This is a genomic window from Candidatus Nitrosotalea okcheonensis, assembly GCF_900177045.1.
Classification (GTDB): domain Archaea; phylum Thermoproteota; class Nitrososphaeria; order Nitrososphaerales; family Nitrosopumilaceae; genus Nitrosotalea; species Nitrosotalea okcheonensis.
Window position 1 is genome coordinate 881,940 of record NZ_LT841358.1, and the last position, 14,250, is coordinate 896,189.

General features: G+C 38.7%; 17 protein-coding genes and 1 tRNA gene. 8 read left to right on the plus strand and 10 right to left on the minus strand.

Translation table 11 applies throughout. From position 1 onward, the window contains the following. Positions 1-7 precede the first annotated feature (7 nt). Positions 8-1,597 (plus strand): hypothetical protein, encoded by a 1,590-nt coding sequence (locus BQ3481_RS05315; protein ID WP_157927335.1) that lies wholly within the window; start codon positions 8-10, stop codon positions 1,595-1,597. Between the two features lie 28 nt (positions 1,598-1,625). Here the strand turns inward: BQ3481_RS05315 and BQ3481_RS05320 are convergent, their stop codons facing one another. Beyond that, positions 1,626-2,348 carry a TIR domain-containing protein gene (locus BQ3481_RS05320; protein WP_231911877.1) on the minus strand — a complete coding sequence of 241 codons (723 nt, stop codon included), beginning with the start codon at positions 2,346-2,348 and terminating at the stop codon, positions 1,626-1,628. 155 nt (positions 2,349-2,503) lie between these two features. Between BQ3481_RS05320 and BQ3481_RS05325 the strand changes: the two genes are divergently transcribed. Beyond that, complete coding sequence (locus tag BQ3481_RS05325) at positions 2,504-3,124, plus strand: hypothetical protein (RefSeq protein ID WP_157927337.1); 621 nt, start codon at positions 2,504-2,506, stop codon at positions 3,122-3,124. A 13-nt stretch (positions 3,125-3,137) separates the two neighbouring features. Here BQ3481_RS05325 and BQ3481_RS05330 read toward each other — a convergent pair whose 3' ends face one another. From BQ3481_RS05330 to BQ3481_RS05345, 4 genes are all read right to left on the minus strand, one after another. Continuing rightward, entirely contained in the window at positions 3,138-3,515 is a 378-nt protein-coding gene (locus BQ3481_RS05330) for a DUF4406 domain-containing protein (protein WP_157927338.1), read from the minus strand. A 120-nt stretch (positions 3,516-3,635) separates the two neighbouring features. Next, positions 3,636-4,319 carry a hypothetical protein gene (locus tag BQ3481_RS05335; RefSeq protein ID WP_157927339.1) on the minus strand — a complete coding sequence of 228 codons (684 nt, stop codon included), beginning with the start codon at positions 4,317-4,319 and terminating at the stop codon, positions 3,636-3,638. A 246-nt stretch (positions 4,320-4,565) separates the two neighbouring features. Beyond that, positions 4,566-4,934: a hypothetical protein gene (locus BQ3481_RS05340; protein WP_157927340.1), complete on the minus strand. Its 369-nt coding sequence runs from the start codon at positions 4,932-4,934 to the stop codon at positions 4,566-4,568. Between the two features lie 104 nt (positions 4,935-5,038). After that, a tRNA-Pro gene (locus BQ3481_RS05345) sits at positions 5,039-5,112 on the minus strand. Between the two features lie 85 nt (positions 5,113-5,197). Here BQ3481_RS05345 and map point away from each other — a divergent pair. After that, positions 5,198-6,091: a type II methionyl aminopeptidase gene (gene map / locus BQ3481_RS05350; protein WP_157927341.1), complete on the plus strand. Its 894-nt coding sequence runs from the start codon at positions 5,198-5,200 to the stop codon at positions 6,089-6,091. A 13-nt stretch (positions 6,092-6,104) separates the two neighbouring features. Here the strand turns inward: map and BQ3481_RS05355 are convergent, their stop codons facing one another. The 4 genes from BQ3481_RS05355 to BQ3481_RS05370 form a co-directional block, all read right to left on the minus strand. Beyond that, positions 6,105-6,377 (minus strand): hypothetical protein, encoded by a 273-nt coding sequence (locus BQ3481_RS05355; protein ID WP_157927342.1) that lies wholly within the window; start codon positions 6,375-6,377, stop codon positions 6,105-6,107. Positions 6,378-6,439: 62 nt separating this feature from the next. Next, positions 6,440-6,628: a hypothetical protein gene (locus BQ3481_RS05360; RefSeq protein WP_231911878.1), complete on the minus strand. Its 189-nt coding sequence runs from the start codon at positions 6,626-6,628 to the stop codon at positions 6,440-6,442. Continuing rightward, on the minus strand, positions 6,625-7,746 hold the full coding sequence (locus BQ3481_RS05365; RefSeq protein ID WP_157927343.1) for a DUF1512 domain-containing protein: 1,122 nt from the start codon (positions 7,744-7,746) through the stop codon (positions 6,625-6,627). The genes BQ3481_RS05360 and BQ3481_RS05365 overlap by 4 nt, the downstream gene beginning before the upstream one ends. An 18-nt stretch (positions 7,747-7,764) precedes the next feature. Then, on the minus strand, positions 7,765-8,073 hold the full coding sequence (locus BQ3481_RS05370) for a hypothetical protein (RefSeq protein WP_157927344.1): 309 nt from the start codon (positions 8,071-8,073) through the stop codon (positions 7,765-7,767). 95 nt (positions 8,074-8,168) lie between these two features. Between BQ3481_RS05370 and BQ3481_RS05375 the strand changes: the two genes are divergently transcribed. Next, a complete protein-coding gene (locus tag BQ3481_RS05375; protein ID WP_157927345.1) occupies positions 8,169-9,626 on the plus strand; it encodes an FAD-binding oxidoreductase in 1,458 nt (485 codons plus the stop codon). 3 nt (positions 9,627-9,629) lie between these two features. Here BQ3481_RS05375 and BQ3481_RS05380 read toward each other — a convergent pair whose 3' ends face one another. Continuing rightward, the gene (locus BQ3481_RS05380) at positions 9,630-9,956 is read right to left on the minus strand and encodes a tRNA-binding protein (RefSeq protein WP_157927346.1); all 327 of its coding nucleotides are present in this window, start codon (positions 9,954-9,956) and stop codon (positions 9,630-9,632) included. 107 nt (positions 9,957-10,063) lie between these two features. Between BQ3481_RS05380 and BQ3481_RS05385 the strand changes: the two genes are divergently transcribed. The 4 genes from BQ3481_RS05385 (at position 10,064) to BQ3481_RS05400 (ending at position 14,177) form a co-directional block, all read left to right on the plus strand. Then, entirely contained in the window at positions 10,064-10,480 is a 417-nt protein-coding gene (locus BQ3481_RS05385) for a type II toxin-antitoxin system RatA family toxin (RefSeq protein ID WP_157927347.1), read from the plus strand. Between the two features lie 5 nt (positions 10,481-10,485). Further along, positions 10,486-11,691 (plus strand): glycosyltransferase, encoded by a 1,206-nt coding sequence (locus tag BQ3481_RS05390; RefSeq protein WP_157927348.1) that lies wholly within the window; start codon positions 10,486-10,488, stop codon positions 11,689-11,691. Between the two features lie 31 nt (positions 11,692-11,722). Next, positions 11,723-12,853, plus strand: a complete 1,131-nt coding sequence (locus tag BQ3481_RS05395) for a S1C family serine protease (protein WP_231911879.1) — start codon at positions 11,723-11,725, stop codon at positions 12,851-12,853. Positions 12,854-12,941: 88 nt separating this feature from the next. Further along, positions 12,942-14,177: a PQQ-dependent sugar dehydrogenase gene (locus BQ3481_RS05400; protein WP_157927350.1), complete on the plus strand. Its 1,236-nt coding sequence runs from the start codon at positions 12,942-12,944 to the stop codon at positions 14,175-14,177. The last annotated feature ends 73 nt before the right edge of the window (positions 14,178-14,250 follow it).

A 14,250-nucleotide genomic window follows, 5' to 3' on the forward strand; every position in this document is an offset into this window, starting at 1 on the left:
GGCAATTGTGCTTGTAGAACCTCAAGAAGATGTGCTTCCCATCAGGGCAAAATATGGTCAAAAACACGTCTGGAATATAGGCACAAGCCACGTTTCTTCTAAAACGCCCCTTTGGTACAGTCTTGCTGATGTAATTGCCTCAAAACTATACACAGGAAGAACACCCAAGATATTGCGTGCTATTAGATTTGTTCCAATAGGCACACAAAAGAGACTAGAAAAAATAGACATTCATGGAGTCAAGATCAATCCTTACACTCAAGATCTATTCAAAGAATTAATCGAATATAGACAAACCTTGAAAAAGAAACGTGATGGTTTTACAGAAACTGATTCTAAATATTCCTATTATGACAGAAAACAAAACGTAGTCAAGATTATAACAAATGCAATAAGCTATGGAATTTTTGTTGAAATAAACACTTTGGAAGAATCATACAAGGTTCCAATTGATGTCTATGGTCTGTATCATTTTCAACAAGAAAAAACCAAGATTGAAAAATCTGGGTTTATGTTCAATCCCATAATTGCTGTGTGTATAACATCTGCATCAAGATTATTGCTTGCAGTAACGGAAATTTTGCTATCAAATAATGGTTCTAGTCATGCATATTGTGATACAGATTCTATGATGGTACATTCAGAGCATACAAAAGAAATTCAAGAATTCTTCCAGTCATTAAACCCATATAGTTTTAATACGGAGATATTCAAACTAGAAAGAAAAGATGTTTGGTTTTATGGAATATCTGCAAAAAGATACTGTCTTTATACAATAGAAGATAATAAAATTATAATCGAAAAAGAAAATTATTCATCTCATGGTCTGGGGCATCTTTTAGATCCATTTGCTAATGACTCCGACAAAAAAGATGACTGGCACAAAATAATTTGGCATGATATTCTCGGTTTGCATTATGGAACTGTATCCATGGAACAACTGATTGAAAAATATGAAAACAAGTATGCCTTGTCTCAACTTTCAATTTCAACTCCTAGAATACTTGATAGATTAAGAGAATTTAACGAGGGTAAAGACTATCATCATCAAATCAAACCGTCAAATTTCTCTCTAGTGGGATTTGCAAATGCCACTGATGAGAAAAATTCTCAAATCAAGCCAATTGCGCCCTATAGGAATCCTGCAAAACATGCAGTCTATGACTATTTTGTGGATTATTATGACAAATCTAGGCACAAATTAAGAGGAAAGCAGTACTGGAAGACCTTTTGGAGTACATTTAGGGATTATCTTGGTCATCATGAATCAAAATTTGATGGCAATACTGGAATATTAGCAAGAAAGTATGTCGATGTCATTGGAATAGTACACATTGGAAAGGAAAGCAACAATTTGGAAGAATCAGAGGTTTTAGGAACTAGTTCGGATAGTTATGAAATCTATGAGAATATTGAAAACATAGAACAAAGATTCATTAAGATTGCAAAAGATGTTTTGAAATTAAACCCAAGAGATGTTAAAAAATTTGGAATATCAAAGCAGACTTTGTGGAATGTAAAAAGAAAAATAAAATTGAATCAGTATAATAAAATTTCAAATAAAATTAAATCACAAATTTTGTGTACCATTAGTTAGTCTAATAACACTTGATATCAGATTAATTTTAAAATTCAACCGGGAATCTAGGAGTAAAAGTTTGTTCTAACTCTGTTACATTTTTTATTCTATCCATTCTAAAACCTCGAATGGCATTTTTTCGTATATCCCATGCAAAAAAGAGTACGGTTCCTCCTTTTCCTCTATGTCTAAAGCTGTATGGTTCTACAACTCTTGGCTCCACAGACCCATCTTCTTCACGTGCTTCAATCCACATCAGCCTACGTTTTTGCCCTGTATGTTGAATAATCCGAGTAATGCTTTCGTGATACAATATTGCCTTTACATATGCAAGTATATCTACTGTAAATTCATCTTTCATAATTGTCAAGTCTAATCCGCATACTAGACCCAAGATGCCATTTTCATAACCATTCGTGAAATCTGCATATTTTATGTCGATTATTATTGATGGGATTTCACATTTCTCTTTTAATACTAGGAGAATTCTTACTGAGTTATCTTTCAGTTTCTTCATTACTGCCGAGGAAAGTTCTTTTTTAACCCAATTGGAATTAACAGAATTTGTTGATAATATTATTATCAAATCTGTCATTTTACCAAGAGCAGAATCAATCTTTCCTACTATAGAATCTCCAACTTTAATTTCCCACCTATCAAAGAACATTGGAAATTTGTATTTTGTTAAATCAATGGCTAGATTTTCTACAAACTCTTTGTCTGTTGAGGAATAACTAAGAAAACCAAATCTCTCTTTTCTAGTAGACATAATATCTCGTGCCATAATATGTTATTAAATAATAACAGTATGAAGATTTAGTATCTTAAACTTAAGATGACATACGATCATCGTAAAAATATTATGAAAAATGATTTCTCTGAAAACCGCATTGTTTAATTTTATAGCATTGATTCAACAAGCAAGTGAGCAATTCTAATAGAAAAAAGGATTATTGGGAAATTTACTTAGATTTGGCAGATGTTATTTTTGGAGTAATTATTGCAGCCAGTTTTCTGAATTTCCAAGCAATACTTGTACCCTTTAAGCTTAATTTTGCAACCATGATGTTACTGTCAGCATATTTGACAGTGGTTCTCAGTTGGATTGGTTATCATAAGGCAGTGGAAGATAAACCTCACAAAAATGTGTCACGATTTGTTATTGATCTGATTCTTTTGTATTTTTACTTTTATCTCATATTCACTAATAATATCAAAGATTTCCTTGGCGTATTAGCAGCTATATTCCTTCTTTATCTAATATGGGTAGTTCTACGAAATAACGAATATAAGAAAGAAACCAAAGAACAACGCAGACAAGAGCACTTTAAAATTGTCCGATCTTCTATTTTCTTTCTAGCATTCATTATTTTATGGGGATACTATAGAACCTATTTACAAGGAATCGGTGATGAGTTCCTAGGTGGAAAATTAATTGATTGGGTCATGTTAATTATAGCAACAAGTTTGAACATACTTTATAGAGTTATTTGGCCTCTCCTGTCAAAAAGATTCAGTAGTTCATTGTCATCAAAAAGTAATTAGTTCATCATGCAACTTATTTTGCAAACTGGTATCTATGTTCAATTTTTTGTTCTGGAATTTCTTTAATGTTAAAGAAAATCTTCTTTCCATGTTGTTTTGCATATTCTAATTCAAGATTTGCACCACGTGATGGTGCCAAAAGTAGTAATGCATCGCAATCCTCTAACCACGCATGATCCATTTCTATGTAATCTTCCCATTTCAAACCTTGTTTTGTTTCTTGACTTCGTAATTCTATCCAGTGAGTCAAATGTGGAAGATACGGATAATGTCCTTTTTTATAAATCGCAATAGCCGCATCAATAGCATTATTGACATTCTTCTGTATTTCTAAATCAGTAGATGCAGTATAAGGCCCTGCAACATATATTTTCATATTGTCTGCCATCATGTAAGAAAGTATCAAAAACCGGTATATAATGAATAGTTTCTTTAGGATGTGAACTATCAGTCAAACTAAAGTTCTTTGTATTAAGAAACCTGTAAAATATCTATGTAGTAAAAATTGGATTTATTCCTTTAATGTTTCATGTCTTTTTTCGAATTCTTCGATCTGTGCCTGAAATTCTACCTCCGAAATATCTGGTTGTTCACTTACCCACTGAGCTAAACTTTTAGCTTCAAGATCGTTATCACTTATGTCCTGCAAAGTTTCCACAATATCCTTGTCAAAAAATTGTCTTATTCTTTCTACTTGATAAGGTTCCAGAAATGTTCCCGCGGGACCATTAATACCAAATTTTTGTTCTATGGGAGTATACTGTAATGCAACTGGATACTCTAGAATATGCAAGATAATTACAGATTTAGCAACCTTGATCACCAACTCAGACCATTTCAATAAGGATTTTTCATTGAAGCGATTGCAAGTAGAATTGCCTAAATCCATATTAGAATGAGAACGTCCTTTGGTATGTACAAAATCTGATAACTGTTTGAAAATATTGTCTAGTTCATTAAAGATTTCATGCTTATCATCAAATTTTCTAAAGTTTTGATTGGTTTTGAGTTTTGTATACATGGTTTTTTTACGCTGGGTATTTTCAAACGAATGTAACCATTTCTGAATATCCACATGGCTTCTTCCATCAATATCCCAGTATACCGATAGAAGTCCAAGCTCCAGAACACTTCTTAATGCTATGAAGGCATGTTTGTAAAACCCAAGTTTACAAAGCATAATTGAATTTTCCAACTCGGAATTGGCTTCTACAATAGGAAACATATGACCAGACCAAAACTTTTCTACTGTCTGAGGCATCAAATCTTCAAGCGAATGGAAAACAGAGAGGAGACTCCTTATTCTAGAAGATAGATCCTTATTCGATTCCAAGTACCTGTTACTTTGTTCTAAAACTTGTAGAATATTTTCGTCTGAGTTAATTAGATGCATATGACTCTTGTTTGATTTGTTGGTAGCCATTGAATAAATTGATTTCAACTAGAATTTTGAAAATGGAAGAAATACATACGTCATTCCTCCTAAAACAATGAATACCAAGGTAAAACATGCGACACCATAATAATATGAAAATCGTATTTTTTCGTGAATTTCTTTTCTATTGGCTAATCCGCTATAAAGGAAATATCCTATTAACATACTCATCTCGATAAGAAAATTCTGACTTGTCAATTGTTTGTGAAATGCCCCGTTTATGGCATCATTAACAACAAAGGTGATCATTACCGCTAAAATTATCATAAATACTGATCTTCTCAAAATTGGCTTCTTTTTTACTATCATGGGAGCAACTCTGTCAGCAATCAGCATTACAATGAAACTCAAAATGAATATAGAAAATGAATCCAACAGTATACTATCTCATCATTACTTTAAAAATTTAGTTCTAGTTTTCATTCGTACTTTGGTATATAGTCAAACGCAGAGTCCTCATCTATACCCCAAAATGAAAATGGGATCGGCCGGATTTGAACCGACGACCTCAGGTACCCAAAACCCGAATCATGCCAAGCTAGACCACGATCCCGATGTGATTTGCACAAAAATGTCCCCAATTTAATCTTCTCACGCTGTGATGATTTTAAATAATAAACCAAATTAAGGCATAATCGTTGCAGTTACAAGATTACATCAACGCAGGAAAGATAGCATCAGAGGTGAGGGAGAACGCCAGGAGAAAAAATCATGTAGGCTCTACCCTTGAAGAGATATGCAATTCCATTGAAAAGGAAATATCAAGCAAAGGCGGCAAGTGCGCATTTCCAGTAAATGTCAGCTTGAACGAGATTGCAGCACACTATACAGCAGAACCAAATGACAAGACAATAGTCAAGGATACTGATCTCTTAAAAATTGACTTGGGTGTTCAGATAAATGGCTACATTGCAGACACTGCTGTTACAGTATGCTATGATCCAAAATATGATTATCTGGTCTTGGCAGCAGAATCGGCATTAAGGGAGGCCATGTCAATAATACGAGTCGGCACAAAATCAAGCGATGTCGGGAAAACAATAGAGAACACCACAAAGCAGATGGGCGGAATACCCATTGCAAATCTCAGTGGCCACTCTCTTGAACAATATACAATCCATGCAGGAAAATCAGTCCCAAACATATGGTCCATTGGTTCTTTTTCATTCCAGTCTACAGAGGCATATGCATGCGAGCCATTTGTCACGACTCCCGACGGGTCAGGTTTTGTGCGGGAGGGAAGAATCAGGAACATATTTTCCCTTGTTACAAGAAAAAGGACAAAGGACGAGAATGCAAACAAGATGATTGATTTCATATGGAAAAATTTCAACATGCTTCCATTTGCGCTAAGATGGCTTGTCCCAGAATATGACGAAAAGACTGCAGGAGATCTTTTAGAGATTCTAATCAAGAACAAAGTTGTCAGGTCATACCCAATACTTGTAGAGTCAAAGGGAGAGCGAGTGGCACAGGCAGAGCACACATTCATCCCTCAGGCGAACAGTGTTCTAGTGACTACTATTTCATGACATGGTTTGGAGACTAGCGAAGTACAATCTTCTTGTGCCACCACATTGTAAACAGTATCATCCCACTACCTGCAATTGCAAGACCCGCATAGACCAGCGTGCTGCCTATGCCTTGTTGCAAGACATTTGCACAGTGACATCCAGCTGGAATGCCCCCTGTTTGAGAAATGCAGTGACATGTGCCAGGCTCATACAACCCATATCCAAGTAGCGTTACAAGCAAACCCAACACAATGAGCGAGGCACCAAGTGTTTTCATGCTTTGGCATGTACGGTACCACACCATTGCTTAAAAAGTTACCTCTATATTATTTCATTTTTATGATACATGTAAAAACACAGATTATTCTACTTGACAACTTCGCCGAAGATCTTGCCTATCATCATCTGCCCGTTTCCACAGGATGGACACTTGTCAGTAGTCTTGAATACATAGTCCCCTTCCTTGAATTTTCGTTTGGATGTCTTGTTGCATGCATTGCATTGCTCTACAGTATACGGGTCAAGCACCTCTTCTTTTTTCTTGAACAGCATCATTGTGATACCCCCAGTGTATTTCCAACCCCAATGACTAGAGCACACTGACCCTGCTTGGTGTTTTCCCGTATTATATCATAAACCTGTGATGACACCTTCTCAGAAGAATCGGCAATCTCTTTTTTCATCAGCGTGATTGCCTCTTTGATTGACTGTTTTACCACTATGGCATAGATTGGGATATTGTGCTTGGTTGCAATCTCCTCTATCTGGAATCTTTCAGTCCCCACTCCCCCTATTGCAGCTCCGAACCCTTGTGCTATGGAACCCGTATCCTCGCCCTCTAGCTTCAAGGCAGCGTCAACCATCACTATAATGTCAGGCTTGTTTTCAGAAATGGTTTTCTCTAGTGTATCAGCAGGCCTTCCAACTGTTGCAGCAGGACCTTCTGCCTTCAAAAGATATAATTTTCTTCCCTCAAACTCTTTTTCACTCTGGACAGTTTCAAGTGCGACAGATTTTTTTTCTGTGCCAAGCATCATTTTGCCAACAACCATAGGGCCAATCCCATCCCCTATTGGCTGTCCCTGCTTGAATGCTGATACCGCAACCTTTAGTGCTTCGGCTTCCTCCATAATAAAAGGCATCATCATTTGCAGAGGCAGTATCAATGGAAAGTTGTTTTGTTTTTTAGCAGTAAGGAAAAAGTGTCGTACCATCTTGTACAACATGTGCAGTGTTGTTACTGCCTCCAGAATGTTGATTATCTGGCTTGCCTCCACATGGCTTAGATTTGGAGACAGTGTTTTTACCTGCGCGCGAGTCGAGTCTTCTCTTGTCCTCATGATATGTTTTATCTTTGGCACAATACCGTTTGGGTCCATGTCAGCGGGCATTATCGTAAAGTACTCAAAGTACTTGTCAAGCAATGCAGTAGGATCTGCAGTAGATTTTGTATTATTTTTCACATATGCAATCAGTTCTTTTCGCGTATCATCACGGTACATCTTGAGCTTCTCAAGCCCCTTGTTGATTTCAGACGATGTAACATAAAGCTGGATCCTCTGTCCATACAGCATAAAGACAAAGATTGGCAGGATCCAAACCATCCACATTAAGGGATTAGAGTTATCAGTAGAACCGAAAAGCTTGTCCAAATTTGTACCCAAAAAATCCATTATTCAAAAGACCCTGTTTTACCAAATTAAATCTTTCAGAGTTTGTTCTACAATCAGGTAAAATGAAAAACAGTCATCCTTCCTTGGGTGGACATGGCAATTTTTTCCTAGCAATAACATGCCAACGCATCTATTACTTTCCCTCTTTGCCATTGCTTCCCATTTCTGAAGATTCCATGTGTTGCCACATGTCCCGTGCAGAAATGCAAACACCGCATGACCAGAAGACCAAGTCCTTACCTGATGTCCTGTTTCAAGCGAGTCGACACTTTTGTCGGTCGGATGACTGTCATATAATACGTCATCGTGGAATAAAAATTGGATCAATATAGATCCGGTATGCCCAAGCGAAAAATAGTCTTTGCATACATCTGCAACATCAGAGCAAAACTTGTGAAAAAATCATTTTTTAAGCATTCAGGATGCAGATACCAGCAGTGAAACCAAGCGATGTGGGACTGAGGCTAGCAAAAATAGTAAAGTGTGCCATATCATGGGATGAACACGTACGCAATTTTTACTCAGTTGATGCGAGCTCTTACACCATAAAACCACAAGTTGTCGCATTTCCCCGCAACGAGTCTGATGTAATAAAAATTATAAAATTTGCAAAAAGATACCACATTCCAGTGACTCCCCGGGGAGCAGGCACAGGACTTGTTGGCAGTGCACTTGGAAGAGGAATTATCTTAGACATGCAAAATTTTGACAGGATAAAACTTGGAGCAAGTCATGTAGAGGTAGGAAGCGGTGTCTTCAAGGGACGCCTTGACAAAATATTAAAAAAACAAGACAGAGTCATTGGCCCTGACCCGTCAATAGGCCCATTCTGCACCATTGGCGGAATGATTGGTACCAACGCAAGCGGCATCCACTCGCTAAAGTATGGAAGTGTCATTGACAACATAATCCAGGTCAGGATGATAGGTTCTTCAGGCAATGTCATAAAACTTCCAGGAAAATACAATGCAAAAGGCATGATTAAAAAAATTCATTTGTCAGACAACACATTTCCCAAGGTGTCAAAGAATTCTTGCGGTTACAGGATTGACAAGGTTTTTGCAGAAAAAGATTTGCACAAATTGATTGCAGGCTCCGAGGGAACACTCGGAATAATTACTTCTGCAAAACTTAGGACATATCCATCTCCAAAAAACATCCTGCTTTATGTCATACATTACAAGACACTGTCAGATGCAGCAAGAGACACTCCAAAAATACTTGGACTTGGACCATCTGCTGTCGAACTTGTAGACAGCAACATAACAAAGCACATCAAGATGACAGTACCGTCAAGCACAGGTTGCCTTCTTTTTGTCGAGTTTGATGGTACGGTACAAGGCAGAAAACAGATTCACAAAATCACGTCAGGCAAAATAATCAAGACAGAGTCAAATGCTGCCCAAGTCAAAAAGATATGGAGTTTTAGAAACTCGGCCTTGGCATACAGTTTGCAGAGCATAACAAAAAATGAGACAATGCCTACACTCATAGAAGATGCAGTTGTGCCGGTAAAAAGACTGCCGCTGTTGCTGAAAATACTTGGCATGATTTCCAAAAAATATGGCCTCAGGACCATCGTCTACGGTCATGCGGGAAACGGCAACCTGCACATCAGGCCAGTTCTCAAGCAAAAAGATCTTGGTATCATAAAGAATATTGCAGTCGAGTTCTTTTCAGCAGTAATAGGTATAGGAGGAAGCATAACAGGCGAGCATGGAGACGGGCTTGCAAGGTCAGAGTTTGTAAAATTACAGTACGATGCCAAAACATATTCCATTTTCAAGGACATCAAAAAACAGTTTGACCCAGAAAATATTCTAAACCCCGGGAAAAAAATATCAAGTTACAGTACAGTGACTAGAAACTTGAAAATATAGCAATTACCTGATTCCAGTACCAAGCGGAACATCTTCAGTTACAGTAAGCCAGAATGGCTTGTCGTCCGAGTCTGCAGCCAAAAGCATTGCGCCAGATTCTATCCCGGCAATCTTTCGCGGCTCAAGATTTACAAGTGCGATGACTGTTCTGCCCACAAGTTCCTCCGGCTTGTAGTATTGCGCACCGCCAATGATGATGCTGCGTTTTTCATCTCCAAGATCAATCGTTCCCTTGATGATTTTTGTTTTGCCAGGAATTTCCTCCACTGAAATTACTTTTGCCACCCTCATGTCGAGCTTGGCAAAATCATCGTATGTTATCAGTGTCACAACAATTCTGATATCATGAGATTAAAATTGATTTCGAAACCACTCAAGGCTTGTTTTTGAAAAATCAACTATCACAACATAAATATGAAGAAATATGGATCTTTTGCATGGCCCAGATCCAGGCATCTATTGAGATTGACGCCCCAATTGACAAAGTTTGGAGCATTGTTTCTGATCTTGATTCAGAACCCAAGTTCTGGAAGGGAACAAAGGAGGTAAGAAACATCTCAAAGGAGGGCAACACCATAACAAGAGAGGTCACAATTGCATTCAAGGATTCAAAATGCATGCAGACTGTAACACTATATCCAAAGGAAAAGATCCAGATCCAGTTTACAAAGGGAGTAATCGAGGGAACAAAGGCACTCACGCTTGCACAGACAGGTAGCAAGACAAGGCTTGATGTCATCTGGGACATGAAGCTAACAGGCATGATGGGAATGTTTACAGGAATGATAAAAAAACACATCCAAAGCGGTTCAGAGCAAGCTCTTGAAAGCATCAAGCAAGAAGCCCAGAGATAGCAAAGATGTTTCTATCAGATGTAACAAATTATCTCCTTGCAGCTATCTTGCTGAGCGTTTCTGTTGCATGGTTATTTTTGATAAAGTCGATGTGGATTACATTTCGCGACTCACCATTTCTTGACAGGTACGATTCAAGGCCGCACCACATGCCAAAGGTATCAGTAATTCTGCCTGCAAGAAACGAAGAGATGTTTATTGAAAAATGTGTCAACTCCCTGCTAGACCAAGATTATGAAAATTACGAGATAATAGTCATTGATGACATGTCAGATGATAACACCGGGGAGATAATCAAAAAAATTGCAAAGAAAAACTCCAAGGTGGTGCATGTACAGGCAGCGCCCAAGCCAGAGAAATGGATTGGAAAAAACTGGGCATGCATCGAGGGTTTCAAGAGATCATCAGGAGAATTGTTGTTATTTACAGATGCAGATACAATCCACACAAAAAAGACAATCACATTAGCAGTAGGCCACCTCTTGAGCGAAGGACTTGACGCACTCACGGTTGTTCCAAAGATGCTTTGCCTTGACTGGTGGACAAAAATAACGCTGCCAGTTTTATCTACATTTCTCCATACAAGATTTTCAGCGCTAAGGGTAAATGATCCTTCCAAAAAGACTGGATATTTTTTCGGGAGTTTTTTCATCATAAAAAGAAAAACATACGAATCAGTCGGGACACATGAAAGTGTAAAGAGTGAGATTGTAGAAGACGGGGCGCTGGGAAAAAAAGTAAAGGAGCAGGGATTCAAGCTAAAGATGGTGCGCGGTGAGCACTTGGTTGAAGCAGTGTGGGCAAGAGACAGGACCACACTGTGGCACGCCCTCAAGAGATTAATGATTCCGCTTTACATCCAGTCAAGCAAGATGGCAGTAGGAATATTTTTTGCAGTACTTTTCCTTTTGTTTGTACCGTTTCCAGTTCTTGTCTACTCGGCACTTTATGCAAACACCTCCACATCTTTTCAAGTATTGCTTGTAGCCTCATCACTTGCATCAACGTTGGTCTACATCGGAGGCACTATAGATGCAAGAAAGGGACTTGGTCTTGGATTTCGGCATGTATTTTTTGCCCCGCTAGGCAGTGCAGTGATTGTGTCAGGATTTGCAATTGGAATTTTGCATGCAAAGAAAAACAATGCAGTAACATGGAGAGGAAGAACATATTCGATCTCAGAGACAGTGCAAAATCCAATCAGCTTGTGAGTAAGGATTATACAGCAACCTAGAATAGTTCATGTACTTGGACAAGACTACAGCAATTTTAGGTGGAGCATATGGAATCATCGTACTGGTCATAGTGCTTGCATTTGTATTTGAACAACAAAAAACAGATCCTACGCAACAAACTTCAATTCTGGAGAGTCTTGTACAAAGTCCGGGATCTCAACTAAGTCTTGCAGATCTTTTTGCAAAATCACAAGACGGCGTTGTGCAGATAATAGTTCGCAAGACAGGCGACAACTCTTCAAGCAGAGCTATTGGCTCTGGAATAGTTTATGATCTTGGAGGACATATCATTACAAGTAATCATGTTGTAGCTGATTATCAAAAGATACGAGTTGTATTTCATGATGGTCAATCATATTCAGCCAACGTTAGTGGCACTGACGTGTATGCAGACCTGGCGGTAATCAAGGTAAATGCAGGCTCACAGTCATTGCACCCGCTGCCACTAGGGGACTCGTCAAAGCTTCGCATAGGAGACACCGTTACAGCTATTGGCAGCCCGTTTGGCTTGAGCGGTTCAATGACATCAGGAATTGTAAGCCAGCTAGGAAGAATTCTAAACCCCCCAAATCTCCAGTCATTTTCCATTCCAAATGTAATCCAAACAGACGCCGCAATAAATCCAGGAAATTCAGGCGGCCCACTTTTAAATGACCACGGCGAGGTAATAGGAATCAACACTGCGATCCAAACCGACACGGGAGAGTTTTCAGGAGTAGGTTTTGCCATACCATCAAATACTATGAAAAGAATTGTCCCAGCACTCATACAATCAGGCCACTACAAGCACCCATGGCTTGGCATATCAGGGATTACACTTGACCCAGACCTGGCAGACAGTCTAGGGCTTGCAACACATTTTGGCTTTTTAATTGAAAACATAGTATCAGACAGCCCAGCATCCAAGGCAGGCCTGCATGCATCAAACCAGACAAAAACAATAGATGGAATCAAGTACAAGTACGGTGGAGATATCATAGTAGGGGTAGACAACAACCCAGTGTTAAAGCTAGAAGACCTCCTGAACTATTTGCAAGACAACAAGTCTGCAGGCGACAAGATGGTAGTACACATAATTCGAGATGGCAAGAAAATGGACGTAACACTCACACTGCAGGAAAGACCATACAGTCAATAAAAATACAAAAAATTCATAGATTACATTATAACATTGAGAACATTGTTCCCAATGTATTTATAAAATAATATTTTCATTAGAAAATAATTTGAAATTCTGGCTGATTTCTATTTTCATATTTTCAGGTGTTGCGATATTTCCATCATATGCTGAGCCAGTAATGAATGACACAGGGTTTGTAATCCAGCCCTATGTTACAAGCATTTGCTGCAGTCCAACCACGATGGCATTTGAGGGAAACGACATACTAGTTTTATCAAAAGTTTCAGGACAGGTGTACTTGTTCAGAAATGGAATCTTGCAAGACAAGCCAGTACTGCAAGAAAATGTTACAAGTACTGGAGAGCAAGGAATGCTGGGCATAACAACAGTTGGAAACAAGGTCTATCTGTATTTTACAGCATCAGACAAGATGGGCGGACATGCACTTGGAAAGCGTGTCTACAGTTATGACTGGAATGGTCAGGAGCTCGTAAACAAGACACTCGTAAAAGACTTGCCACAAACCCAGGCATATCACAACGGCGGCGCCATGGCCACATCCAAGAACGGTTCCGTATATTTGGTCGTAGGAGATGCAGGCAGATTTGGAAGATTACAAAACCATCCAACAGGAGAACCCGATGATACATCAGTCATATTCAGACTTGTCCCGCCAGGCCCGTACTATGCAATTGGAATAAGAAACAGTTTTGGACTTGCAATTGATCCCGTCACAGGAAACCTTTGGGATACAGAGAACGGCCCAGATTGGGGAGACGAGGTAAACCTTGTTCCCCCTGGATTTAACAGTGGATGGGATGTTGTGGCAGGACCTGCAAACAAGACTCAGATTGCAATGATCCCAGCATATCCTGGATATACGTATCACGATCCACAGTTTAGCTGGCAAAAAACTGTAGCGCCAACAGGCATTGCGTTTACATCCCCACAGGGATTTGGAAAATACGAGGACAGTGTGTTTGTAGGTGACTGTAACAATGGAAATGTGTACAGATTTCAATTAAACCAGAACAGAGATGGCTTTGTCTTCAACAGCCCAGAGCTTGCTGACAAGGAAGTAAACATTGGAGATTCCATGAAGGAGATAGTGTTTGCAACAGGATTTGGTTGCATCAGTGATGTGGTAACGGGACCTGATGGGATGTTATACATAACATCCTTGTCAGACGGTACAATTTACAGGATAGTTCCACAAAACAGCATAGAGGGAATATTTAGCGGCAGCATCAGTCTGTACATATCAATTGCCGCAATTGTTATAGCTATCATAGTAACATATGCAATTCGCAGAAAAAAATACATCAATAAAGTAAATGCTTGAAAAATTTATAAAATATCCCAAAAAAAGTCCGGTTGACAATTACTTGACAGTTTGGAGAAAAAAATTAGGTTTC

Bases quoted from the DNA above. Each gene is read 5' to 3' on its own strand.
- BQ3481_RS05320 (WP_231911877.1), bottom strand. From the start codon at position 2,348: ATGTCTACTAGAAAAGAGAGATTTGGTTTTCTTAGTTATTCCTCAACA.
- BQ3481_RS05330 (WP_157927338.1), bottom strand. From the start codon at position 3,515: ATGATGGCAGACAATATGAAAATATATGTTGCAGGGCCTTATACTGCA.
- BQ3481_RS05355 (WP_157927342.1), bottom strand. From the start codon at position 6,377: ATGGTGTGGTACCGTACATGCCAAAGCATGAAAACACTTGGTGCCTCG.
- BQ3481_RS05360 (WP_231911878.1), bottom strand. From the start codon at position 6,628: ATGATGCTGTTCAAGAAAAAAGAAGAGGTGCTTGACCCGTATACTGTA.
- BQ3481_RS05365 (WP_157927343.1), bottom strand. From the start codon at position 7,746: ATGGATTTTTTGGGTACAAATTTGGACAAGCTTTTCGGTTCTACTGAT.
- BQ3481_RS05375 (WP_157927345.1), top strand. From the start codon at position 8,169: ATGCAGATACCAGCAGTGAAACCAAGCGATGTGGGACTGAGGCTAGCA.
- BQ3481_RS05385 (WP_157927347.1), top strand. From the start codon at position 10,064: ATGGCCCAGATCCAGGCATCTATTGAGATTGACGCCCCAATTGACAAA.
- BQ3481_RS05390 (WP_157927348.1), top strand. From the start codon at position 10,486: ATGTTTCTATCAGATGTAACAAATTATCTCCTTGCAGCTATCTTGCTG.
- BQ3481_RS05395 (WP_231911879.1), top strand. From the start codon at position 11,723: ATGTACTTGGACAAGACTACAGCAATTTTAGGTGGAGCATATGGAATC.